Genomic DNA, 22792 nt, shown 5'->3' on the forward strand with positions numbered 1-22792 from the left:
GTTTTCGCTGGTGCTTCGTTTATCGCTGTTGGGGAGGAAACATGGCCGATGTCACGGCTCTGACATTTCTGGCCCTGTGTCTGCCGCTTGCCGGCGCTCTTGCCGCTCCCTTCATGATCCGCATCTTCGGCGCCAACGGTGCCTGGCTCCTGGCGATCGCCCCCTTGCTCGCCTTCCTGCATTTCCTGCGCTTCGTGCCTGTTATTGCCGGCGGCAAGGTCGTGACCGGCGGTTATGCCTGGGTGCCGAGCTACAATCTCTCCTTCTCCTGGTTCCTCGACGGCCTGTCGCTGGCTTTCGCGCTGCTGATCACCGGCATCGGCACGCTGATCGTGCTTTTTGCAGGCGGCTATCTCAAGGGACACAAGGATCAGGGTCGCTTCTTCTCCTTCATCTTCCTCTTCATGGGCGCCATGCTCGGCATCGTCGTTTCCGACAGTTTCCTGATGCTCTTCATCTTCTGGGAACTGACGTCGATCACCTCCTTCCTGCTGATCGGCTTCGACCACGAGCGCGAGGCGGCTCGCCGCGCCGCCCTGCAGGCGCTTGTCGTGACCGGCGGGGGAGGGCTCTGCCTGCTGGCCGGCCTGCTGCTGCTCTGGAACGTCTCGGGCGTCACGCAGTTGTCGCAGCTTATGGGATTTGGCGATGTCGTGCGCGAAAGCCCGTTCTATCTCGCTGCCCTCATTCTGGTTCTTGCCGGCGCCTTCACCAAGTCGGCGCAGTTCCCCTTTCATTTCTGGCTGCCGAACGCCATGGAGGCGCCGACGCCGGTGTCGGCCTACCTGCATTCGGCCACCATGGTGAAGGCCGGCGTCTATCTGCTGATGCGGCTCAATCCGGTGATGGGGGCAACATCCGCCTGGGAAATCCTGCTGCCCTTCTTCGGCGGGCTGACGCTGGTTGTCGGCGCCGCGCTTGCCATTCGCCAGACCGACCTGAAGCTCAAGCTCGCCTATACCACCGTCTCCTCGCTCGGCCTGCTGGTCATGCTGATCGGCGTCGGCTCGGGACATGCGGTGGCGGCGGCCTCCCTCTATCTGGTGGCGCATTGCCTCTTCAAGGGTGCGCTCTTCATGGTCGCCGGCATCATCGATCATGAAACCGGCACACGCGATATCACCCGCCTCGGCGGCTTGGGGCGGGTGATGCCGCTGACATGGGTCGTCGCACTTGCGACGGCTTTCTCCATGGCCGGCCTGCCGCCCTTCTTCGGTTTCCTCGCCAAGGAGGAGATCTATACGGCGCTCACCGGGGCCGATGTCCGCGCGCTTACCTTCACAGCCATCACCGTCCTCGGCAATGCGCTGATGTTCGCCGTCGCTTTCGCGGTGGCGCTGACACCCTTTCTCGGCCCGCCGGTGGAGACGCCGAGACATCCGCACGAAGCGCCCGTCCTGCTCTGGCTCGGCCCGGCCGTTCTCGCCGCCCTCGGCCTGCTTGCCGCGATCTTTTCGACCTTCACCCACACAGTCCTGTCGGCGCCGATCTCAGCCGCCATCCGCCAGACCCCTGCTGAAATCGACATTTCGCTGGCGCTGCATCCAGGCGTGCCCTTGGCGCTTTCCGCCTTGACGGTGCTGCTCGGCATCGGCGTCTATTGGCAGCTCGCCCGTGTCCGTGCGGCGATGGCCGTCTTCCTGCGCGCGGCCGGGCGCGGACCGGATCACGGTTTCGACCTTGCCATATCGGGCCTTGTGCGCTTGGCCGGTCGCCTCATGCGTATCCTCCAGCCAGGGCGGCTGCAGATCTATATCTCCTGCACCTTCCTCTCGGTCGCCGCCATCCTCATCATTCCGGCGATCGTCTATGGTGAACTGCCGCACCTTCCCGCCTGGCCCTCCGATGTCAGGCTCCATGAGTGGGCGGTCCTGTCGATCGCCGCCGTCGGCCTTGCCGCCGTGCTCGTTGCCCGCGACCGGCTGACGGCGATTGTCTCGCTCGGCATCCAGGGTTTTGCCGTCGCCATCATCTTTCTGCTGTTCGGCGCGCCGGATCTCTCCTTCACCCAGTTCATGGTCGAAACCCTGGCGGTGGTCATTCTCGCTCTGGTCATGACCAGGCTCCGCCTCTCGCCGGGCGATCGGCGCCCGCTCGCACACAGGCTCTTCGACGGCGCGCTTGCATTGGCCTGCGGCCTCGGTTTCACGCTTCTGCTGATGCGGGCAACGCAGGCGCCGTTCAACGATGCGCTGACGCTCTTCTTCAACGCCTATTCGAAATCGATCGCCCACGGCGCCAATGTCGTCAACGTCATCATCGTCGATTTCCGCGGCACGGACACGCTCGGCGAAATCGCCGTCGTCGCGGTCACCGGCCTTGCCATCCTGGCGCTGATCCGCATCCGCGCCGGCAGCGAGCGCAAGCTTGCCGCCAATGATCCCACGTTGGAGGCGGAGGGCTGATGAACACCCTGATCTTCCGCACCATCGCTCCGTTCCTCACCACGCTGATGCTGCTTTTTTCCGTCTTCGTGCTGCTGCGCGGCCATAACGAGCCGGGCGGCGGCTTCATCGGCGGGCTGATCGCCGCCTCGGGACTGGCGATTTACGGCATCGCCCTCGGCGTTGCCGCCGTTCGCCGCGCGCTGTTTTTCCATCCGCTGTCGATCGCCGGCTTCGGCCTGCTGCTGTCGACGCTATCAGGTCTTCTGTCCATCCTCTTCGCCGTTCCCTTCATGACCGGCCTCTGGGTCTATCCGAACCTCTTCGGTCTCGAAGTGCCGCTGTCCAGCGTCATGCTCTTTGATCTCGGCGTCTATCTCGTCGTGCTCGGCGCCATTGCCTCGATCGCCCTCACATTGGAAGAAAAGGAAGTGACATTGGAAGAAAAGGAGGTGGAGTGATGGAGCCGCTTCTGGCGATCCTCGTCGGCCTGTTCTTCGCCGCCGCCATCTATCTGATGCTGTCGAAATTCACCATTCGCATCATGCTCGGCATCGCCATCCTCGGCAATGCCGTCAATCTGCTGCTCTTTACATCGGGCCGGCTGACGCGCGAGGTTCCGCCGATCATCCCGGCCGGTCTCGACGCCTTGCCCGCCGGCACCGCCAACCCGCTGCCGCAGGCCCTCATCCTGACGGCGATCGTCATCTCCTTCTCCTTCCTTGCCTTCCTGCTGGTGCTGACCTATCGCGCCTATCAGGACCTCGGCACCGACGACACCAGCGAAATGCGCGCCGCCGAACCCGACGACCGGCCGCTGCCGCCATTGGGGTATTGAGGATGGAGATGTGGAGCTTGGTTGAAGCGCTGTCGGCTGCTTCCCTCTTCTCCCCAGCGGGGGTCCGAAGGACGGGTCGAGACCCGTGGCTCGACCCCGGTTGGTGCCCGTCAGGGCGGATGAGGGGGGTGAGGAGCAATAGCGACGAGCGCCCGAAGCGCAAGCAAAGGGCAGTATTTTCGGCACGGCGAAGGATAGCCTATATCGTGTGGCCCCCCTCATCCGACCCTTCGGGCCACTTTCTCCCCGCTGGGGAGAAGAGGGAAGCAGCCGCCCCCCGCAATACCAAAGGCCGCACCTGATGGCCGCTCCTACCTCCACCATCGATCTCTCCGCCGCCTTGGTCACCGCCCCGGTGCCGATCGGCCATTGGCTCGCCATCCTGCCGGTCGCTCACTGCATCACGCTCGGCGCCGTCCTGCTGATGCTGCGCGCGCATCTCCGGCTGCAGGCCTGGCTTGCCATCTCAGGCCTTGCGATGCTGGCGCTGATCGATGCGGCGCTGCTTGCCAAAGTCGCAGCCGAAGGCCCGCTCACCATGGTCATGGGGCGCTGGCTGCCGCCCTTCGGCATCGCCTTCACCGTCGACCTCTTCGGGGCGCTGATGGCCTTCACATCAGCCCTTGTGGCGCTCGCCGCCGGCATTTACGCGCTGGCCGATATCGGCGAAAGCGGCCGGCGATATGGTTTTTTTCCGCTGCTCATGCTGCTGATGGCCGGCGTGACGGGCGCCTTTCTCACAGGCGATGTCTTCAATCTCTATGTCTGGTTCGAGGTGCTGCTGATCTCCTCCTTCGGGCTGATCATCCTCGGCTCCGAACGCCAGCAGATCGACGGCGCGCTGAAATATGCGGTGCTGAACCTCATCGCCACGACGCTGTTTCTGATCGGCGTCGGCATCCTCTATGCCGCTTTCGGCACGCTCAACATGGCCGACATCGCGGCAAAGGCGAAGGATTTGCGGGCCACGGCGCCGCTGATGACGCTGGCAAGCCTCTTCCTGCTTGCGTTTGGCATGAAGGCAGCAGCCTTCCCGGTCAATTTCTGGCTGCCCGCCGCCTATCATACGCCGCGCATCGTGGTCTCGGCACTGTTTGCCGGCCTGCTTACCAAGGTCGGCATCTACGCGCTGATCCGGGTAGTGGTCATGCTGCTGCCGGTGGAGCGCCAGGAATTGAGCCTGCTGATCGCGCTTGCGGCCGGTGCGACCATTCTCGTCGGCGCACTCGGCGCACTTGCCGAAAACGATATCCGCAGGCTGTTCGGCTATGTCGTCATATCGGGCATCGGCAATATGCTGGCCGGCGTTGCACTCGGCGGCGACTCCAGCGGTGTTGGAGGTATCGCCGGCGCAGTCTTCTATGCCGTTCATTCGATGGTGCTGATGACGGCGCTTTACCTTGCCGCCGGCGAGATCGCCCGGCGCGGCGGCGGCTTTTTATTGTCGGGGCTCGGTGGCCTCTATCGGCAAAGCGGCGGCTTCACCGCGCTCTCCCTCATGCTCTTCCTTGCTGCCTGCGGCCTGCCGCCCTTTTCCGGCTTCTGGCCGAAAGTCATTCTGGTCAAAGCCTCGCTCGATAGCGGCGCCTGGTGGCTGGCGGCCGTCATCCTCGTCGGCGGTTTTCTGACGACGATCGCCTTCGGTCGGCTCTTTCTGCTCGCCTATTGGCGGCCGGCGCCGACAGCAGCGATGCCGTCGGCAGCCGTCTGGCGCACCGGCCTGCCGCTTGCTGCGCTGACGGCGCTGGTCGTCGGCTTCGGCATCCTGCCGGAACGGCTGCTGGCGCTGTCGCAATCATCAGCCGCCGGCCTTGCCGATCCGCAGGCCTATTTCCAGTCGGTCTTTCCCGGAGGCTTCAGGTGATCGCCTTCCTCTTCAATCTGCTGCTCGCCATCGTCTGGGTCGCGGTTACCGGCAGCGCCTCGCTGCACAATCTCGTCTTCGGCTTCCTGCTTGCCGCCCTTTCGCTCACCGTCATCCGCGAGCCCTTCGGCGGCAAGGCTTATCTGCGACGTGCCGGCCTGGTGCTGTCGCTTGCCCTTCTGTTCCTCAAGGAATTGTCGCTGTCGGCCTGGAGGGTCACGCTCACCATCCTCTCGCCCGATATGAAGCTGAAGCCCGGCATCTTCGCCTTCCCGCTGACGGTGACGAGCGATTTCGAGATCACTTTGCTCGCAAACCTCATCACCCTGACACCCGGCACGCTTTCGGTCGATGTCTCCGCCGATTGCCGCACGCTCTATGTCCACGCGCTCGATTGTTCCGATCCCGAGACAAGCAAGCGTGATATCGCCAATGGTTTCGAACGCAAGATCATGGAGGCTTTCCGATGATCACCCCTGCCGCCATCGTCGCGGCCGCATCCTCGGCCGCCCTCGTCATCCTCGGCCTGGCGCTGATTCTGACGGTTTGGCGCGTCGTTGCCGGGCCGACATTGCCGGATCGCATCCTCGCCCTCGATATGCTGACCGGCATCGCCATCGGCTTCATCGCCGTCATCGCGGTCAAAACCGGTTTTTCGCTCTATATCGATATCGCCATCTCGCTCGGCCTCGTCGGCTTCCTGGCGACCGTCGCCTTCGCCCGATTCGTGCGGTCGCGCGGCAACATCAAATCGCCGGCCTCTGCATCTCCGCCACAGGCCGGCGTCAAAAGGCGTCATGCGGGGGGGAAGAAGCGGTGATGGATTATATCCTGGCTGCCGTCGCCGCTTTGCTGCTGATATCAGGCGCGCTCTTTGCTCTTTCGGCGGCGATCGGCCTGCTCAGGCTGCCCGATCTCTATACGCGCATGCACGCCGCCTCGAAGGTGGGGACTGTTGGTTCCGGCCTGCTGCTCCTTGCCGCCGGTCTCTATTCGCAGGACCTGGCGATTCTTGCCCGGGCCATTGCCGGCTTCGTCTTCCTGTTGCTGACGGCGCCGGTCTCTGCCCATCTGCTGGCCAGAGCCGCCCACCTTTCGGGACATGCGCTCGGTGCCGTCTCGGTCCGCGACGATATGCGCAAGCGCTGAGCCTGTGCTACTTCGCTGCTTTACCAGATTTATGCAAAACTTATGCACAGGAAGATGTGAGTAAAGCTTGCTTCTGAGTGCCTTAATTCTTCATCCGTCATTTTTTCTCAAGAAAAACGACAAATAATAATTGGCCTTTCGACCAAACGATGGTATTTGAAAATGCAAGTAGAGTTCTGATTGTGAATCGCAATCGTACTGCTTCCAAGTCCCTCAGTTTTGATTTTTCATGTCTAAACTGAGGCCGTCGCCTGGGGCATGACGTAGTGGTTTGCAGTCAGGCAGTATAAGAACAGGTCTCGCTCTTCGGAATCTAGGGGTGGATTCGCGTTTTTCGAAACAGAAGGTCGGTTCCCGTGCTTTTGCTGTTCGCTTCTACGAGGCGGGTCTTTGACGTAACAGTTAGAGGCCGTTTGAGCATGCTAACAGGAGAAAAAATATGACGGAAATGGCGACCGGCAATGCGCCGGAGCTGCTTGTGGAACTGACGGCCGACATCGTCGCGGCTTATGTCAGCAACCATGTTGTCCCGGTCAGCGACCTGGCAAATCTGATTTCCGACGTGCATTCGGCACTCAGCAACACGTCCGTACCGCAGCCTGCTGCGGCGATCGTCGAAAAACAGAAGCCTGCAGTCTCTGTCCGCAAGTCCGTACAGGACGAGCAGATCACATGTCTGGAATGCGGCGGCAACTTCAAGTCCCTCAAGCGTCACCTGATGACGCATCACAGCCTCTCGCCGGAAGAATACCGCGAGAAGTGGGACCTGCCGACCGACTACCCGATGGTAGCGCCCGCCTATGCCGAAGCGCGTTCGCGCCTGGCAAAGGAAATGGGCCTGGGTCAGCGCCGCAAGCGCGGCCGCGGCTGAGCTTTTCGAAAGCCACCAACGACAAAAGCCGGGTCTTGTGCCCGGCTTTTCTGTCTGCGCTTGCGGCAGGGGCGCTGCACTATGCTTCGCCGGCGGCCGCGGGATGTATTCCTGTACTATGAGCAAGTGTTAATATACTGATCTGCTGAGTCAGGGCTTTCCGAATCACTCGACTCTAGATCTTGCAAAGCCCCTCCACACAAGCGCGTTCAGGCTGTGGCGCGGACCTTTGCTTCTTCCCGGATCCTGTTGACCATCGACCGCAATCCGTTCGAACGCTGCGATGACAGGTTTTCCACCAGGCCGATCTTCGAGAAAATCTCGAAGGCATCGAGCCCGGCGATCTCGGACGCCGTCTTGCCGGAATAGGTGGCAAGCACGATGGCGACGAGGCCGCGCACGATATGGGCGTCGGAATCACCTTCGAAGCTCATCACCGGATTGTCGGGATTGCCTGTCGTATGCGTCACCAGCCAGACCTGGCTGGCGCAGCCCATCACCTTGTTTTCCGTGGTGCGCTTCTCCTCGGCCAGGTCGGGCAGCGCCTTGCCGAGTTCGATGACATAGCGGTAGCGATCTTCCCAATCGTCCAGGAAGGCGAAGTCGTCGATGATCTGGTCGAGGGATGCCATGGAAAAGCCTTTCACTATTAAAGCACTTCCCGCAAAAGTGCACAGCGGTTTTGCGTCCGGAATGCGCCAGGAAAAGCTCTAAACTGCATATAGGTGAAAGACCGGCGGATTTGAACCGTTAAAGCGCGTCGCATCGAACAGGATTCATGCGACGGGCTTGGTTTCTTTGTTTTATGTAGGTCGTTATCCCGCAACCGCGGCACACTTCCTGATGACATGCATTAAAAAGAAACGCCGTGAGGGATGGGCATCCTCACGGCGCAGCAACATGCTGAATTAAACAGGGCAGGCACGTCAGGCATGGGGCATTTCCGCGTCATGCGGACCACCGATGCAAGGTCGGAAAATTCAGATTGCCGGCTTCGGCGTCGGCAGCGGGATCGCGCCGGTGACAACAGTCTCGGCGGAGGCGTCATCCTCGACCGGCGGGCGGTAAGGCATCGGCTGGTTCAGCGCGGCCTTTGCTTCGCGCATCTTTTCCTGGATGGCGGGCGCTGCCAGCGAAGGCATGGCGAGAGCCACCGGCGTCTGCGGTTCGGCATGCCTTGCAGTCGCCGGCGCCTCGTCCTTGAACTGGCTGTCGAGCAGTTCATAGGCGACGCGGGCGCCTTCGCGGGCCCGGTAGCCGAGCGCGGTGACGGTTTCGGCGCCCTTGGCGCAGACCTGGGGCTTTTCGGAGCACATGCCGGTGAGATAGTCATAGGCGCCGCTTGCCGCCGTAAACGCGTCGGAAAGCTGCAATTGCGGGCCGCCGGCGAGCTTGTCGGAACTCTCCGTGCTGAAGACGGAAAGAAGCACGAGCACAAGGCCAAACCAGAAGGATCCTTTGATCAGAAACCACATTGTCGTTGCCCATCCTGTTTTCCCGTTCGGTTCTTGTCGCCGAATCAGGCCGGTTGTCCGGTGTGATTTCACCCTACCGCCAAGTTGCGAATGCCGCTTTTCGAAACTCACGCGCATTTGCGGCAAATTTAGTTCAAATTTTAGCGAACGGTATTTGACGGGCGTTTTAGTCGAATGCGAGCGATCGCCGTTAAGCATCAGGGCAGCACCTGCTTGCAATTGCAGGGCTTTTGCCGGCTCGCCTTGCCACAGGAGTTAACGCAATGCTGAAATATGAGGAATATCCGTCGCTTACCCGCTATTAACCACAAAAGGCAAAGAGGCTTCCGGATGCTTCAAAACGGGATTTTCGGCCCTTTCCGGCTGTGAACAGCGCTTTTGCCTTATCCTTTCTTTAAGCCGCCGGGGCCTATTGTCCGGATCGACAGACAGCCTTTTTGGGCGGGTATTGCGTGCGAGTATTGAGTAACATTGGCGGCTGGGTGACGGCGCTCGTAGACCGGGCGGCGACAAGCTGGCTCTCCCGGACGGGCGGCGGCGAAGCCGTGCGCCAGCGTGAGCTCGCGATCCTGCGCCGCCTCGTGCTGTTCTCGTCGGCCGCTCTTATTGCTGCGCCCATCGGCCTTTCGGCGGTCACCAGTCCGGCCGTCGCCTTGCCGGCGGGTGTCGCCATGGTCTGCGCCGCCTTTCTCTTTTCCGCCGTCGGTAGCATCGCGCTCGCCCGTCAGGGTTCGTCGGCCGGCATCGCGACGCAGTCGGCCGAGGATTTTTTCCTTGCCGCCACGCCGGGCCTGGTCTTCTTCCTCGACCCGCATGGCAGTGTGGCCACGATCGGCGGCCGCGACCGCCGCGATTTTCTCGCCTGGATGCGCGATCCCAAGGGCAGGGGGTTCCTGGAGCAGGTGCATGTCTCCGACCGCATCCTTTTCCTGCAGGCGCTCGATAGTCTGCGCCGGGGCGAGGATGCCGAGTGCGTCGATCTGCGCATCGACCGCCCCTCGGTCGCGCGCGATCAGCGCCAGTTCGCTTATCTCAGAATGGACATGACGGCCCGGCGCGACGCCGACGGCGAGCTTGCCGCCGTCATTGCCCAGCTGCGCGATGTCTCCGTCGAGCAGCAACTGCGGGCCGAAGCCCAGAATCGCGTCGCCGATGCCGAATCGGCAAACGACGCCAAATCGCGCTTCCTCGCCGCCGTCAGCCACGAGCTGCGCACGCCGCTGAACGCCATTCTCGGTTTTTCCGACATCCTGATCGGTGAATATTTCGGCAAGTTCGAAAACGACCGCCAGCGCGAATATGTCGGCCTGGTCCGCGAATCCGGCGCGCATCTCTTGTCCGTCGTCAACACCATGCTCGACATGAGCAAGATCGAAGCCGGCCGTTACGAGCTGATCCTCGAAGCTTTCGATATATCAAGCTCGGTCAAATCCTGCGAATCGATGCTGGCTTTGCAGGCCAAGACCAAGGGCCTGACGCTGACGAGCCGGATCCAGCGCGGCCTCGGTGAGATCGTCGCCGATCAGCGCGCCATCCAGCAGATCCTCATCAATCTCGTCGGCAATGCCATAAAATTCACCGAGGCCGGCGGCGTCGTCTCGGTCGATGCGGCGGCGCGCGACGGCATCCTCAAGCTGACGGTCAGCGATACCGGCATCGGTATTGCGGCCGACAAGCTGGCATTGCTCGGCCAGCCCTTCGTCCAGATCCAGAACGATTATACCCGCCGCTTTGAAGGCACCGGCCTTGGTCTTTCCCTGGTCAAGGGGCTGGTGGCGCTGCATGGCGGGCATTTCGCCATCGCCAGCCAGCCCGGCGAAGGCACGATCATCACCATCGAGATCGCGGTGGACGGCTCGGGTGCCGTATGCGCCGAAGACGCCGGTCATGGTGCGACTGTCGAGTTCCCGCCGCGGCTGAAGGGCGCGGTCAATGCAGGTGCAGAATTGGGGGAGGGGCGTTTCGATGGCCGCGCGCAAGCGAAAATCGCCTAAGGGAAAAAGGGGACGGCAGCAGCCGGGCCTCCTGATGTCGGGTGCGGCGGCGCTCGGCGGCCTTAGCCTGCAGGGCGCATCGGTGCTCGGCGGCGTCATCGGCCGTAATCCGTCGGTTGCCGGCGGCACGATCACCTTCGTTGTCATCTTCTCCTTCGTCGCCGCCAACGCGCTCTGGTATCAGCCGGGCCTGCATCCGCACCCGATTTTCCGCACCCGCGATCCGCAGTCTCCCAATGTGCTCGGCGCCCGCCGCCCGGCCGAGGAGCAGCAGGGCGACGTCACCACCTTCCGCATCGAACGGCCGGAGGATGCCGCGACCACCACCAACGCGACGCCGGCGCCTGCCGCGCCCGGTCAGCAGCCGAGCCAGCTCGTCATGGACATCCAGCAGCAACTGGTGCGCCGCGGCCTCTATAATGGCATACCCGACGGCGTCATCGGCCCACGCACCAGTGCGGCCATCCTCTTCTTCGAGGAAACCGTCGGCATGGCCCAGACCGGCGATCCGACGCCGGAGGTGCTGGCGGCGCTGCAGACGGATGCATCAGGCCCTTCGACCGTGCCCGTGGAAAGGCCGCCCGAGGATGTGAACTCGAAGGCGGCGGCCGAAGACCCGGTGGCCGCGGCGATCCGCAGCGCCGAAAAGTCGGTGAAAACCGCTCCTTCGGCCGCAAAGCAGGTACCATCGAGCGAAATCACCAATGTCGACCTGGTGCTGAAGATCCAGAAGGGCCTTTCCAACATGGCCTATGCCAATGTCGGCGTCGACGGCGTCGCCGGCGAGCAGACCCGCGCGGCCATCCGCCATTTCCAGAAGCACTACAACCTGCCCGAAAACGGCGAGCCGACCCAGGCGGTGCTGAAAAAGCTCAAGGAAATCGGCGCAATTTAGCAATACCGCGGCTTTGCCCTGCAACCTAAGTCTAAGGTGCGGCTGCTGTTTGCAAGTTGTTAACCATGTTGCCCGAAGCTTTTCCGATTGGGACGGGGGAGCGTCGGTCATGCATGCGCTGAAAGGGATAGACGATCTGGCCGGAGATCCGGCGGAAGCGGATGGCACTGATCAGGCGGCGCTACGCCACATCCTGATGCGGCTTGCCGAAGAGGCTTCCACCCTTGGCATCGATCTCGTCGATATCGCTGGCGCCATCCAGGACATGGCGGCGATGTCGGCCCGGCATGCCTCCGCCTTCGATCATGTCACCCGTACCGCACTGTCGATTGCCGAGACCAACCGCTCGGTCGCTATGTCGCTGCGGGAGACCGACCGCACGGCGGCCGAGGCCCGCCATATGCTGAAAGAATCGGCCGACCGCCTGACGGGCTCGGTCGCCGAAATCGGCCACATGGTTCGGTCCTCTGAAGAGATCGGCACCGAGATTGCCGGATTCTCCAAGTCGCTTGCCGATGTCGACGGTATCGCCGAGGAGATCAGCATCATCGCCCGCCAGACCAACCTGCTGGCCTTGAACGCCGCGATCGAGGCGGCACGCGCCGGCGATGCGGGCAAGGGCTTCGCGGTCGTCGCTGCCGAGGTCCGGGCGCTGTCGCTGCAGACGTCCAAGGCGACGGGCTCGATCCAGCAGACGCTGGACGAACTGCGGGTGAAGATCGACCGGCTATCGGCCGTCGGCAGCGATGCGCGCGATAGTGCCGGCGGCGTGCGTGACAAGTCGGAGGCGATGCGCGGGGCCTTCGAAAGCATGGAACATGTCATCACCCGCATCCTCGACAGTTCGACGGTCATGGCCAACACCACCGAGGCGGTCGACCAGCAATGCGCCGGCTTCGTCGAAAAACTCGGCGAGATGTCGGCCGAGGTCACCGGCTCGAATGTCGCCCTGCAGCAGGCGGCCAAACGTGTCGACAGCGTCGTCGGCCTTTCCGAAACGCTGATCCAGCTGACGGCGAGCGCCGGCGTCAAGACCGCCGACAGCCGTTGGATCGAGCAAGCGCAATCGGTAGCAGGGCAGATTTCCGGCGCCTTCGAACGGGCCGTCGCCGAGGGGCAGATCGGTCTCGATGCTTTGTTCGACCGGCGCTATCGGCCGATACCGGGCTCCGATCCGGCCCAGATGATGGCGGCCTTTACCGAGCTCACCGACCGCCTGCTGCCGCCGATCCAGGAACCCGCGGCAGCCGCGGACGAGCGCATCGCCTTCTGCGCGGCGATCGACGAAAACGGCTACCTCCCCACCCACAACCGGAAATTCTCGCAGCCGCAACGACCCGGCGACGTCGTCTGGAACACCGCCAATTGCCGCAATCGCCGCATCTTCGCCGATCGTGTCGGCCTTGCCGCCGGCCGCAGCACCGCGCCCTTCCTCGTCCAGACCTATCGGCGCGACATGGGCGGCGGCAATTTCGTGATGATGAAGGATATTTCCGCTCCGATCACCGTCCGCGGACGGCATTGGGGAGGGGTGCGGCTGGCCGTCAAGGTCTGATTGCCCGGGGCAATGTTTGCCCCGCATTGCCGCCGACGGCGCCCCGGTCTATACCGCGCCGATGAGATTACGCGCCGACATCTTCGTTTCCGCCCTCCTGCGCCGCGTCTTCGCCAGTGGCGATTTCGCCGCCGTCGAGAAGAAGGGGGCGGAGGAGGCGGGGGCGGTCTTCATCCGCCAGCATTTTCGCGACGGCCTGGAAACCCTCTACGCGCCGGCGCCGCAGACCGCCTTCGGCGAGGGGGAGGCGGGCAGCCGTCTGTTCGAAATCCGCCTGTTGCGCAGCGAGCCGGAAGCAGTGCGCGCCATGCTGGAGCGTGAACGCCGATTCGACCCCGATCTCTGGATCGTCGAGCTCGAGGCGGAGGAACTGGGAGACATGATCCCGCTTGCGCGGGATGGCTGAGGGCCGGCGGCGCTCCTGATCTCAGCGGGATCGCCGCCCCAGGATGCGCATGTCGCGCTGCGCCGGCGCCTGATTGAGGAAGCGGTGGTTCGCCGTTTCCTGTAGCGCGGGCGCATTGGCCACCTCGGGCTTGTAGGTGTAGCGATCGGCGCGCCGCCAGGCTTCTACCCGTTCGTGGCATTCTTCCGGGTCGAGCGCATCGAGCACCATCCAGCCGCGCGTGACATTGTGCTGCTGTTCGGCAAGATGCGGATAGAGCTTTTCCAGCACGAAAACGGCGTCGAGAAAGCCCATGCCGAGGCTCGTCAGCGTCGTTGCGAGCTGCTGGCCGGAAAGATCGAGCATGATGCGCTCGGCAAGCCAGCGGCTGGCCGACAGCGCATCGGCAAGCGCGGTTGCGAAATGCATCGCCTCGCGCGAGCGGGCGAATCGCACCAGCAGCGCCTCCTGAATGTCGGTGAGCGTACGCAAGCCGAGCCTGTCCTCGTCGGCCCGGCCGAGATGACCGGCGAGACCGAGAATACGCTCGCGCAACGCCTCCTCATTGGCAACCCGCTGTTCCTGCAGCGCATCCGCCTCGTTGGTTTCTCCAGGCGCCGGTGAAAGCGGCACCGTCTGTGATTCCGTCATAGGCGTCGATGCGGCGGCCGGCCGCGGCTGGCTCTGGCGCAGCGCCACCAGCGCATCGATGACCTTTGGCGAGAGTGAATCGCGGCTGACGATCGCTTTGACATGCGCTGCACCCTGCATGCGCGCGATGGTGATCAGCGTCTCGTCGGCGATTGCCTTGGAGGCGGCAAGAAAAGGGGCGGCGATCTCGATCGGCTGGTTGCCGATGAACAGCGCCACGGCCGCCGGCATGTTTTCGCATTGGGAGAGTGCCGCGACCGCCTGGCGTTTGGCCTCGTCGGAGGATGCCTGGAAGAGCGGCATGAAAAGCTCGGCAAATTGGCGCAGTTCGGACCGTGTCGGATGAGACAGGTTCTCGAAACTGCTAACGGTCGCCATCAATACCACGTCCTTTTTCCTGACGGCCAATGGGCCCTCTAGGTCTCGAAACCGGTCACGCACAAGAACACCCCGAAAACGCCGAACCAAGGGGATCCACGGGCCGATATGCGCTGGCGGAACGCATACCGGGCCACATGGGTTATGAACAAATCCTACACCGACAGGGTTAATGCATGCTGAAGATTTTATTAAAATGTAACAGAAATGTACACGCGGAGCGTGTCGCCAGATGATGAGCCGGCAATATAAAAAGCCTGGTTTGAAGGGGCCACTGCAACGATTGCACATTGCTGGCGCGATGGGGGAAAAGTTCAGGCGGCCTTGCGATCGCGCAGTGCGTCCAGCAGCTTTTCGCGGCTGTCGTGGCCGGCTTGATAGAGGTCGAGCGCTGCGGATGCCGCATACTGCGCCTCGACGCTTTTGATGTCGACGCGCCGTTCCGCGCACCACGCATCGAGCGCGCCGCGCAGCACGTCGAGATCGTCAGGCGAGAAATATGAATTCACCAGCAAAGACATCGCTAGCCTCCGCATTCCGGCGAAAGCGTGCATATCCGCAATCGATCGGGGCCGGAAATAGGTGATCGACTGGAGCAACCATACGCGCATCCGAGGTCGCCGCAATTAAATATTTTCATGAAGCATTTTTGCAACATCGCCGCTTTGCCCGTGAGTAGGCTTGCAGCATTCATGCCAACCCTATGAATTGTTTCTAAGTTTATACATCGATACACGGTCGGCGCTTTGAGCGGGCGGCGTGAAACCAAATCAACTCGTTGCGCGTTACAGAAGAAGTGACGTGAACTATGTTTGGCTTCCGCCGAATATTAGTAAACTGTTAACTGTCATCTGTCTCAATTCGGATGGGAACGACGCGATTTGAGTGTTTGGATCGTAGAAACTCCTGGTCACGGTATTTCAATCAGGTGCCGTGGGAAAGGCGCGAATGCCCTCGGTCCGGTCACTCCGCCACCGCAGGACGCGCCGGCTCGCACTTTGGCGGGCAGGGTGAAATCCATCGCAAGTTCATCCGTCTCGGGCAGTGCATGGAGACGAGAATGGCAATAGTAGTCGCATTGGCGGATCGGCAGCCGCGGGCGCCGCGCCGCCCGGACAAAGAGCCCCGCGAAGCCAAGATCCTCTGGTTCACCGGCGTCCGCTACGAACGGCTGGCCGAGAGCCCTAGACATGGCCCGGCGCCGGCGCCGCGCGTCAACAAGAAGTAACGTCCGTTCAACTTCAGCGGGCGCTGAATTGCTCGCAGCCGGCTTCCGTCAGGAAGTTTCGCGCCGCGTCGTCAAAACTTGCCTGCGGCGCCAGCGTCCGCAGCACGGCATAACCGTCCGGCCGCGCCATCTCCACCAGGATCGCCTGCTGCAATTCCTGCGGCAGGTTCTTGCGGAGGTCGGTCAGCTGGATCGGCCCGCCGGCCACGACGTCGAGCGCGCCGCCGACCGAGGTCCGGTCGTTCATGCTGAAGACCTCGTTCGAGGCGCTGTCGTAGATCGCGATCGACCAGAACGGCACATTGCCCTTGGCGGTGAAATGCACCGGCGCGTCATCGACGTTGAAGGAGCAGACGGCGGTGCGCACGAAGGGGTCGCCATTGGCAAGGCCTGCCTCGTCATACTGGCCGCCGAGCAGAGTGAAATTGTTGAGGTCGCCCTCCGCCGCCACGCGGGTCGCTGCATCCCTGCCGGTGAAATGCGGCAGCGACAGGATGATGACGAGGTGCAGCAGCGCTGCGCCGAAAAGCCCGGTCAGGATGGCGAAGAAGATCCTAAGCATTGCCGCATCCGGTCTTGGCGAGCTTCGGCATGGCGAGGTCGATCACGCCGGAGCTGCCGGCGGTCGGCGTGTCGAACAGCGTCAGCACCAGTCTGAAGGTGCCGGCCTCCGGTAAGGCCAGCCAGTTGCCCGGCTGCGCCGCGGCCGAGATTTCGATCGAGAAGCTGCTGTCGGGTTGGCGCAGCACCGTCCAGGAATTGAGCGCTGCGGGATGCCCGGTCTTGACCGCCGCCGGACTGCCGCCATTGTCGGCGGTAAACAGCGTCCAGAGCCGGGCAGGTGGCGTTTGTCCGCTAATGCGGTAGCGGCAGCCGGCATTCAGCCGCGCGCCGTCGTCATCGACGCTTGCCGTGAAGGTCAGCCCTTCGGCACTGCCGTAAAGCAGCTTGCCGGCGCGCGCCCTGTGCGACTTGGCGTAAGGATCGGCATCGACCGTCTGCAGCGCCGGGAAGGCCTCCCAGGCACCGAGCTTGATCGCCCCGAAACCCTGTGTCGCATCCAGCGCGTACAGCGAAATCATGATCCCACCGCCGAAGGCGACGATCAGCGTGACCAGGATGAAGAGGGGGAATCGAAACACGTCAAGACCTTGGAAACCATATCAGATGAAGGGTTACCACTGATTCTGGCAGGGTGGAATGCCATGCGACGACATGGGACGTTGATCTGTCCGGTTAACGCCGATGTCTGCCCCTCACCCTAACCCTCTCCCCGTAAACGGGGCGAGGGGACGTGCCCTGCGCGAAGTTGATGGGAACGGAGAGGTCGCCGCATATCCCCTTCGCCCCGTTTACGGGGAGAAGGTGCCGGCAGGCGGATGAGGGCGGGTCTCGCCGATCTCCCGGGCATCATTCGACGCCATCCACGCAGCATCTACTCCGCGCTCGCCACCTTCGCCGGCGCGAGCGGGGCGGCATTTTTCAGTTTTTCGCCGAGCTTCTTGATGATGTCGGTCGATTGAACCGAGAGCATGCGCGGCCGGATGAGCTGCGGCAATCCGTCCTGCGGCTTGGCGGCGACGGTCTTGGCGAGATCCTTTTCCGAGGGCAGGGGATTTTCGATGCCGGGAATGGCGCGCAGCGTCACACCCTGATGGGCATAGTCCATGGCGCGCTTGAAGGTCATTGCCGGCAGCGAGCCGCCGGTCATGTTGTTGGTCGAGGTATAGTCGTCATTGCCGAACCAGACGGCGCAGGTGTAATTGCCGGTGAAACCGACGAACCAGGCATCGCGATAGGCCTGGGTCGTACCGGTTTTGCCGGCCGTGACGATACCGTTGTCGAGTGCTGCCTTGCGCGCCGTGCCGACATAGGGAACCCGCGACAGCATCTGGTTCATATAGGCGTCGGCCTGCTCCGACAGCACACGTTTGGGCGCCGGCTCGTCGCGGTCGAAATCGTAGAGCACGTCGCCGTCATAATCGAGAACCTGGGTGATGCCGTGGCGGCGCGACTGGTAGCCGCCGGCCGGGAAGGTGGCATAGGCTGTCGCCTGGTCGAGCACCGTCACCTCTGATGTGCCGATCGGGATGGTGACGTCGTCGCGGATCGGCGTTTCGACGCCGAGGTTCTTGGCCATGGCCCGGATCGGCTGGATGCCGAGCTTCTCCTTGGCCAGCCGCACCGGCACCGTGTTGATCGACTGGGCGATCGCTGTCTCGAGCGTTATGCGGCCGGCATAGTGGTTCGCATAATTGTGCGGGCTCCAGTTGCCCCAGGAGATCGGCGCGTCGACGATCGTCGTCTGCGGCGTCATCCCGCTCTCCATGGCCACCGAATAGGTATAGACCTTGAAGGAGGAGCCCGGCTGGCGTAGTGCCCTGGTGGCGCGGTTGAACTGGCTCTCGCCGTAATCGCGGCCGCCGACCATGGCGCGTACCGCGCCGCCGTTCTCGATCATCACCATGGCGCCCTGCTTGGCGTGATAGGCCTCGCCATATTCGCGCAGCGACGTTTCGACCGATTCCTCGGCCGCCTGCTGGATGCCCATGTCGATCGTGGTGCGCACGATCAGCGAATGCTGGTGGAAGCGCGGCGAAAGCCGCTGCACCTCGTCGAAGGCCCAATCGAGGAAGAAGTCGGGCGATTCCACCTCGTTGCGGTCGACGACGGTGGCCGGATTGCGCCGGGCGGCGATCACCTGTCCCTCGGTCATCAGCCCGCTCTGCACGAGATTGGTCAGCACCTCGTTGGCGCGCGCACGCGCCGCCGGCAGGTTGACGTGCGGCGCATATTTTGCCGGCGCCTTGAACAGGCCGGCGAGCATGGCGGATTCTGCCAGGTTCACATCGGTGATGTTCTTGCCGAAATAGAACTGCGCCGCCGCGGCCGCGCCAAACGTGCCGCCGCCCATATAGGCGCGGTCGAGATAGGTGGAGAGGATTTCCTTCTTGGAAAGGTTCGACTCGAGCCATAGAGCGAGGAAGGCTTCGGTGACCTTGCGGTCGATCGAGCGCTCGTTGGAGAGGAACAGGTTCTTGGCGAGCTGCTGGGTCAGCGTCGAGCCGCCCTGCACGACTTCGCCGGCCTGGGCGTTGGTGACCATGGCGCGGAAGAGGCCGATCACGTCGATGCCGAAATGGTCGAAGAAGCGCCGGTCTTCGGTGGCCAGCACCGACTTGATCAGGGAATCCGGCAGCTCGTCGATCGGCACGGAATTCTGGTGAATGACGCCGCGATGGCCGATGATGTTGCCGTAGCGGTCGGTAAAGGTGACGGCGAAATCGCCGCGGTTGCGCCAGTCCTCCTTGGTCGCCTCGAAGGCGGGCTGGGCAAGCAGCAGCATCAGCACCGAGCCGGCCGCCCCGAGCGTCAGCCCTTCGCCGGCCAGTTCGAAGACCATGCGCTTCCAGCCGCGCACGCGGAAGCGGCGGAAGAAGATGGTGATATCTTCCCAGATCTCGGCGGCGCGGAAGCCGGCGTTCCAGACGGTCGAATCGATCCACGAATCGATGCGCAGCAGAATGTGGCGGCTCTTCGCCGGCCGCTTCTCCGCCGCGTCATGCGCCGCCTTTTTGGGGCCTGCTTCAGTCCCCGTTTCGGGGTTGTCCGGATCCTGCACGTCCTGTATTCCCGCCTGATCGCGCTTCGCTCTTCTCCGGCTGTCGGAAAACGACGAAAGCACGGGGCCGCCATATGGCCGCAAAGCTCTCCGATACCAGGAGCATGCTGAAGAATTGATTGATTTTGCGGCTGATAACAAGAGAGATAGATGGCGGTCACGTGAATTTGCGGGCCGCTGTTGCAAGAAACGAACGATGAACGATCTGCCCTTCTGGAAGCGCAAGACGCTTGCCGAAATGACTGTCGCCGAGTGGGAAAGCCTCTGTGACGGCTGCGGCCTCTGTTGTCTCAACAAGATCGAGGAATGGGATAGCGGCGATATCTATTTCACCTCGGTCCGCTGCAAGCTGCTCGACGGCGAAAGCTGTCGCTGCTCCAGCTACGAGAACCGCTGGGATTTCGTGCCGGATTGCGTGCAGCTGACCAAGGAGAACGTCCCCGATATCGCCTGGCTGCCGCCCACCTGCGGCTATCGGCTGGTCAATGAAGGCCACGACCTCTACTGGTGGCATCCGCTGATCTCCGGTGATCCGGACACCGTTCATGCCGCCGGCATTTCCGCGCGCGGCCGCACGATCAACGAAAACGAGATCGATATCGACGATCTCGAGGATTACGTCGTCGACTGGCCGCTGACCGTCGGCGAAGAGAAGGACGAGGAAGAAGCCTGAAGCGGCCGGCGCCGCGGCTTTTTCCTGCGGGGCGAATGACGCATTTGCACGGCCGCCTTTTCTCCGGCGCAAAAATATAAAATTGGCACCGGCGGCTGCTTGATTGTTGAAAAGTGAGACCCCACTTGCGGTGCAACCCGCTGGTCCGGGCCCCTCTGGCGAGAGCTTCGGCACTCTTGCGATGTCGGACCTCTTCTCCGACAACCAGTGCCGACAGGGGATTATCCTTGAATCTGTCTTTTTTGTTCGTCGAGTGGCTGGGAACGCCGCTCTGGATGTGGTCGAGCTTTTTCGCCCTCGTCATCGCCATTCTGTCGTTCGACCTCGGTATTCTTCATAAACAGAACAAGGAAATCGGCGTCGCCGAAAGCGTCAGACTGTCCGCCCTCTATATCGCGCTCGGTCTCGCCTTCGGTGGTTGGGTATGGTGGTATCTCGGCTCCGAGGCCGGCCTTGCCTATCTGACGGGCTTCGTCGTCGAAAAGACGCTGGCCCTCGACAATGTCTTCGTCATCGCCCTGATCTTCTCCTTCTTTGCCGTGCCGCGCATCTACCAGCACCGGGTGCTCTTCTGGGGCATTCTCGGCGTCATCCTACTGCGCGCCATCATGATCGGCGTCGGCGCCACGCTGGTCGCCGAATTCGCCTGGCTTCTCTATATCTTCGCCGCGTTCCTGATCGTCACCGGCATCAAGATGCTGTTCGTCAAGGAGGCCGAGCCCGATGTCTCGAAGAACGTCCTCGTCCGCTTCATGCGCAGCCGTTTCAACGTCACCGAGGAACATCACGGTGAACGGTTCTTCGTCAGAAAGGCAAACCCCAGGACGGGAAGGATGACATGGTTCATCACGCCGCTCTTCATGGCGCTTGTGATGGTCGAAGTGGCCGACGTCATCTTCGCCGTGGATTCGGTTCCCGCGATCTTCGCGATCACCACCGATCCGTTCCTCGTCTACACCTCGAACATTTTCGCGATCCTCGGCCTTCGCGCCCTCTATTTCGCGCTGGCGGCAATGATCCATCGCTTCCGCTATCTGAAGCCGGCGCTTGCCATCGTGCTGATCTTCATCGGCTCGAAGATCTTCCTCGCCGATCTGCTGGGCCTGGAAAAATTCCCGGCTGCGCTCTCGCTGAGCATCACCTTCGCGATCATCGCCGCCGGTGTGGTCTGGAGCCTCCTCAAGACGCGGGATCCGCAGCAGCCCGCCTGAGCGGGCTCTGCGAGGAATACGTTAACAAAGGAAGGAAACAGATATGATTTCGGATTTCATCGGCTGGATTTTTGCCATCCTCGTCGTCGGCCCTCTGCAGGCTGAGATACAGCAACAGGCTGAGCGCGCCAGGCTTCCCGTGGAGATCGTCCGCCAGTCCCAGGCCTGCCTGACATCCCAGGGACCAAAGCTCATCGAGCGCGCCACCGGCGACTACGGCTGGGCGGCGGCCACAGTCGTCAGCATAGCGATCGGCCATACCGCGCCGGCAGAACTTCTCGACGGCAGCGACCCCAAATGCGCAGCCCTCGCCAGTGCCCTGAAGGGAGACGGCGAGGGTGCGTGACGGCAACCAGCTGAAAATAGACCGTGTGACCGATCAAGACGGAAATGGACAACTGCCGCGCGGTGTCGCCACTGCGCGGCTTCGGGAGATGCTGGAAATCGCCCGGGTGAAGGGCGGCCTCTCCATCGGCGAGGCTCTGGAAGCGATGGGCCAGACCAGCATCGCCTTCACCATCCTGTTTCTGGCAATCCCGGCGCTGACCCCAATTCCCGGGCCGTTCGGAATGGTTTTCGGCATCGCGCTCGCGCTGGTCGCTCTCCAGATCGTCGCCGGTGGCCGGAAGGTCTGGTTGCCCGCCATCGTCAGCGATCGCCGGGTTTCGCCCGCGGCGCTTGATCTTATCGTGGGGCACGCCGTCCCGATGATCGCCCGGGTGGAAAAGCTCGTGCGCGCCGGCCGGCTGCGGGCCCTCACTGGTCCGACAGCGCAGGCACTTCTTGGCATTCCTGTCTTCCTGCTTGCCGTGGTGATCGCGCTGCCGATCCCCTTCGGCAATATTCTGCCGGTGTTGTCGCTGGTCGTGCTCGCCGTCGCCCTGATGGAGCGGGATGGTCTCGTCACCTTGATCGGACTGCTGCTCACATCGGCGACGATCGTCGCGACCGCCGCCTTGCTCTATTTTATCAAGGCGATGATCTTCACGGCCTCTTAAGCCGAATGGACGGGGATCGCGGCGAGGAACCGCCGCAGCTCCGTCTCCACATATTCATCCACTCGGCCTTCTGCGCCAAAACCCCACCAGGTGAGTGAGCCCTGCCATTGCGACAGCATCAGCCGGGCGATCGTCTCAGGCGCGCTCGCCGATCCGAAACAGCGTGCGGTCGCCGCCGTCAGCGCCTTGCCCCAGGCGGCCCCACGGGCGCGCAGCACCGCATCCCGAAAATCTTCGCGAAGCACCAGCAATCCCTCGCCATAGGCGGCGGCATTCTCGCCGTAATCCTGCGACAGGCCGACGAGCAGCGCGACGGCGCCGTCCGGCGTTTTTTCAACGCTGCCGGCAAGCCTTGCCGTTTCCGCATCCAGCCTGTCCCAGGCATAAAGCAGGGCTGCGCGCAGCATTGCCGCCTTGGTCGTAAAACGCTGCACCAGCGTCGAGCCGGAAAGGCCGCTGGCTTTGGCCACCGCCGCAAAGGTCGCCGCATCCGGCCCTTCGGCATGGATTAGCGCCAGCACCATGGCGAGAAGCTGTTCATCGGAAAGCGTGCGGCGGCGCGGCATGTAATTCCTCTTGCATTTGCCTTATTTATGAACGAACGTTCGTTTATATACAAGG

The 22792-nt window shown here is 62.6% G+C and carries 25 protein-coding genes; 17 read left to right on the forward strand and 8 right to left on the reverse strand.

Translation table 11 applies throughout. The features are described from left to right. The first annotated feature begins 41 nt into the window (after nucleotides 1-41). From BBJ66_RS03320 to BBJ66_RS03355, 8 genes are all read left to right on the forward strand, one after another. Nucleotides 42-2405 carry a putative monovalent cation/H+ antiporter subunit A gene (locus tag BBJ66_RS03320; RefSeq protein WP_071085032.1) on the forward strand — a complete coding sequence of 788 codons (2364 nt, stop codon included), beginning with the start codon at nucleotides 42-44 and terminating at the stop codon, nucleotides 2403-2405. Next, nucleotides 2405-2845, forward strand: coding sequence for a Na(+)/H(+) antiporter subunit B (locus BBJ66_RS03325; RefSeq protein ID WP_049734442.1), 441 nt, complete (start codon nucleotides 2405-2407; stop codon nucleotides 2843-2845). Before BBJ66_RS03320 ends, BBJ66_RS03325 begins: the two co-directional genes overlap by 1 nt. After that, nucleotides 2845-3222, forward strand: a complete 378-nt coding sequence (locus tag BBJ66_RS03330; protein ID WP_049734441.1) for a Na+/H+ antiporter subunit C — start codon at nucleotides 2845-2847, stop codon at nucleotides 3220-3222. Before BBJ66_RS03325 ends, BBJ66_RS03330 begins: the two co-directional genes overlap by 1 nt. A 301-nt stretch (nucleotides 3223-3523) precedes the next feature. After that, on the forward strand, nucleotides 3524-5086 hold the full coding sequence (locus BBJ66_RS03335) for a Na+/H+ antiporter subunit D (protein WP_071085033.1): 1563 nt from the start codon (nucleotides 3524-3526) through the stop codon (nucleotides 5084-5086). Continuing rightward, the gene (locus BBJ66_RS03340; protein ID WP_071085036.1) at nucleotides 5083-5556 is read left to right on the forward strand and encodes a Na+/H+ antiporter subunit E; all 474 of its coding nucleotides are present in this window, start codon (nucleotides 5083-5085) and stop codon (nucleotides 5554-5556) included. The genes BBJ66_RS03335 and BBJ66_RS03340 overlap by 4 nt, the downstream gene beginning before the upstream one ends. Beyond that, nucleotides 5553-5906 carry a cation:proton antiporter gene (locus tag BBJ66_RS03345; RefSeq protein WP_071085038.1) on the forward strand — a complete coding sequence of 118 codons (354 nt, stop codon included), beginning with the start codon at nucleotides 5553-5555 and terminating at the stop codon, nucleotides 5904-5906. Before BBJ66_RS03340 ends, BBJ66_RS03345 begins: the two co-directional genes overlap by 4 nt. Further along, nucleotides 5903-6235 (forward strand): monovalent cation/H(+) antiporter subunit G, encoded by a 333-nt coding sequence (mnhG, locus tag BBJ66_RS03350; protein ID WP_071085040.1) that lies wholly within the window; start codon nucleotides 5903-5905, stop codon nucleotides 6233-6235. The genes BBJ66_RS03345 and mnhG overlap by 4 nt, the downstream gene beginning before the upstream one ends. A gap of 439 nt (nucleotides 6236-6674) precedes the next feature. After that, entirely contained in the window at nucleotides 6675-7106 is a 432-nt protein-coding gene (locus tag BBJ66_RS03355; RefSeq protein ID WP_003569414.1) for a MucR family transcriptional regulator, read from the forward strand. Nucleotides 7107-7315: 209 nt separating this feature from the next. On the opposite strand, the gene BBJ66_RS03360 is transcribed toward BBJ66_RS03355, so the two are convergent. Further along, nucleotides 7316-7738, reverse strand: a complete 423-nt coding sequence (locus BBJ66_RS03360; protein WP_049734436.1) for a SufE family protein — start codon at nucleotides 7736-7738, stop codon at nucleotides 7316-7318. A gap of 348 nt (nucleotides 7739-8086) precedes the next feature. Beyond that, nucleotides 8087-8581, reverse strand: coding sequence for a DUF5330 domain-containing protein (locus BBJ66_RS03365; protein ID WP_071085042.1), 495 nt, complete (start codon nucleotides 8579-8581; stop codon nucleotides 8087-8089). Nucleotides 8582-9033: 452 nt separating this feature from the next. On the opposite strand from BBJ66_RS03365, the gene BBJ66_RS03370 reads away from it, so the two are divergent. The 4 genes from BBJ66_RS03370 to BBJ66_RS03385 all read left to right on the forward strand — a co-directional run bounded on the left by BBJ66_RS03370 (nucleotide 9034) and on the right by BBJ66_RS03385 (nucleotide 13431). After that, on the forward strand, nucleotides 9034-10575 hold the full coding sequence (locus tag BBJ66_RS03370; protein WP_049734434.1) for a sensor histidine kinase: 1542 nt from the start codon (nucleotides 9034-9036) through the stop codon (nucleotides 10573-10575). Beyond that, nucleotides 10547-11470 carry a peptidoglycan-binding domain-containing protein gene (locus BBJ66_RS03375; protein WP_071085044.1) on the forward strand — a complete coding sequence of 308 codons (924 nt, stop codon included), beginning with the start codon at nucleotides 10547-10549 and terminating at the stop codon, nucleotides 11468-11470. The genes BBJ66_RS03370 and BBJ66_RS03375 overlap by 29 nt, the downstream gene beginning before the upstream one ends. A 109-nt stretch (nucleotides 11471-11579) precedes the next feature. Continuing rightward, nucleotides 11580-13025, forward strand: a complete 1446-nt coding sequence (locus BBJ66_RS03380) for a methyl-accepting chemotaxis protein (protein WP_071085046.1) — start codon at nucleotides 11580-11582, stop codon at nucleotides 13023-13025. A gap of 61 nt (nucleotides 13026-13086) precedes the next feature. Beyond that, nucleotides 13087-13431, forward strand: a complete 345-nt coding sequence (locus BBJ66_RS03385; RefSeq protein ID WP_071085708.1) for a DUF1491 family protein — start codon at nucleotides 13087-13089, stop codon at nucleotides 13429-13431. Between the two features lie 21 nt (nucleotides 13432-13452). Here the strand turns inward: BBJ66_RS03385 and BBJ66_RS03390 are convergent, their stop codons facing one another. Both BBJ66_RS03390 and BBJ66_RS03395 read right to left on the reverse strand, forming a co-directional pair. Then, entirely contained in the window at nucleotides 13453-14502 is a 1050-nt protein-coding gene (locus BBJ66_RS03390; RefSeq protein ID WP_083335515.1) for a DUF2336 domain-containing protein, read from the reverse strand. Nucleotides 14503-14753: 251 nt separating this feature from the next. After that, nucleotides 14754-14960, reverse strand: coding sequence for a hypothetical protein (locus tag BBJ66_RS03395; RefSeq protein WP_003569406.1), 207 nt, complete (start codon nucleotides 14958-14960; stop codon nucleotides 14754-14756). A gap of 539 nt (nucleotides 14961-15499) precedes the next feature. Here BBJ66_RS03395 and BBJ66_RS34840 point away from each other — a divergent pair. Further along, a complete protein-coding gene (locus BBJ66_RS34840) occupies nucleotides 15500-15667 on the forward strand; it encodes a hypothetical protein (RefSeq protein WP_003578079.1) in 168 nt (55 codons plus the stop codon). Between the two features lie 13 nt (nucleotides 15668-15680). Here the strand turns inward: BBJ66_RS34840 and BBJ66_RS03400 are convergent, their stop codons facing one another. From BBJ66_RS03400 to BBJ66_RS03410, 3 genes are all read right to left on the reverse strand, one after another. Beyond that, nucleotides 15681-16229: a DUF1254 domain-containing protein gene (locus BBJ66_RS03400; protein ID WP_049734430.1), complete on the reverse strand. Its 549-nt coding sequence runs from the start codon at nucleotides 16227-16229 to the stop codon at nucleotides 15681-15683. Further along, nucleotides 16222-16809 carry a DUF1214 domain-containing protein gene (locus tag BBJ66_RS03405; protein WP_049734429.1) on the reverse strand — a complete coding sequence of 196 codons (588 nt, stop codon included), beginning with the start codon at nucleotides 16807-16809 and terminating at the stop codon, nucleotides 16222-16224. The genes BBJ66_RS03400 and BBJ66_RS03405 overlap by 8 nt, the downstream gene beginning before the upstream one ends. Nucleotides 16810-17102: 293 nt before the next feature. After that, the gene (locus BBJ66_RS03410) at nucleotides 17103-19289 is read right to left on the reverse strand and encodes a transglycosylase domain-containing protein (RefSeq protein ID WP_071085049.1); all 2187 of its coding nucleotides are present in this window, start codon (nucleotides 19287-19289) and stop codon (nucleotides 17103-17105) included. Between the two features lie 196 nt (nucleotides 19290-19485). On the opposite strand from BBJ66_RS03410, the gene BBJ66_RS03415 reads away from it, so the two are divergent. The 4 genes from BBJ66_RS03415 (at nucleotide 19486) to BBJ66_RS03430 (ending at nucleotide 22171) form a co-directional block, all read left to right on the forward strand. Next, the gene (locus BBJ66_RS03415; RefSeq protein ID WP_071085051.1) at nucleotides 19486-19962 is read left to right on the forward strand and encodes a YcgN family cysteine cluster protein; all 477 of its coding nucleotides are present in this window, start codon (nucleotides 19486-19488) and stop codon (nucleotides 19960-19962) included. A 227-nt stretch (nucleotides 19963-20189) separates the two neighbouring features. Then, a complete protein-coding gene (locus tag BBJ66_RS03420) occupies nucleotides 20190-21173 on the forward strand; it encodes a TerC family protein (RefSeq protein WP_071085053.1) in 984 nt (327 codons plus the stop codon). Between the two features lie 43 nt (nucleotides 21174-21216). Beyond that, entirely contained in the window at nucleotides 21217-21519 is a 303-nt protein-coding gene (locus BBJ66_RS03425; RefSeq protein ID WP_071085055.1) for a hypothetical protein, read from the forward strand. Between the two features lie 25 nt (nucleotides 21520-21544). Beyond that, a complete protein-coding gene (locus BBJ66_RS03430; RefSeq protein WP_071085710.1) occupies nucleotides 21545-22171 on the forward strand; it encodes an exopolysaccharide biosynthesis protein in 627 nt (208 codons plus the stop codon). Here BBJ66_RS03430 and BBJ66_RS03435 read toward each other — a convergent pair. Then, nucleotides 22168-22737, reverse strand: coding sequence for a TetR family transcriptional regulator (locus tag BBJ66_RS03435; protein ID WP_071085058.1), 570 nt, complete (start codon nucleotides 22735-22737; stop codon nucleotides 22168-22170). The two genes, BBJ66_RS03430 and BBJ66_RS03435, sit on opposite strands and share 4 nt — an antisense overlap. Nucleotides 22738-22792 lie beyond the last annotated feature (55 nt).

The sequence above is a fragment of the Rhizobium sp. RSm-3 genome, assembly GCF_001854685.1.
GTDB lineage: Bacteria > Pseudomonadota > Alphaproteobacteria > Rhizobiales > Rhizobiaceae > Rhizobium > Rhizobium ecuadorense.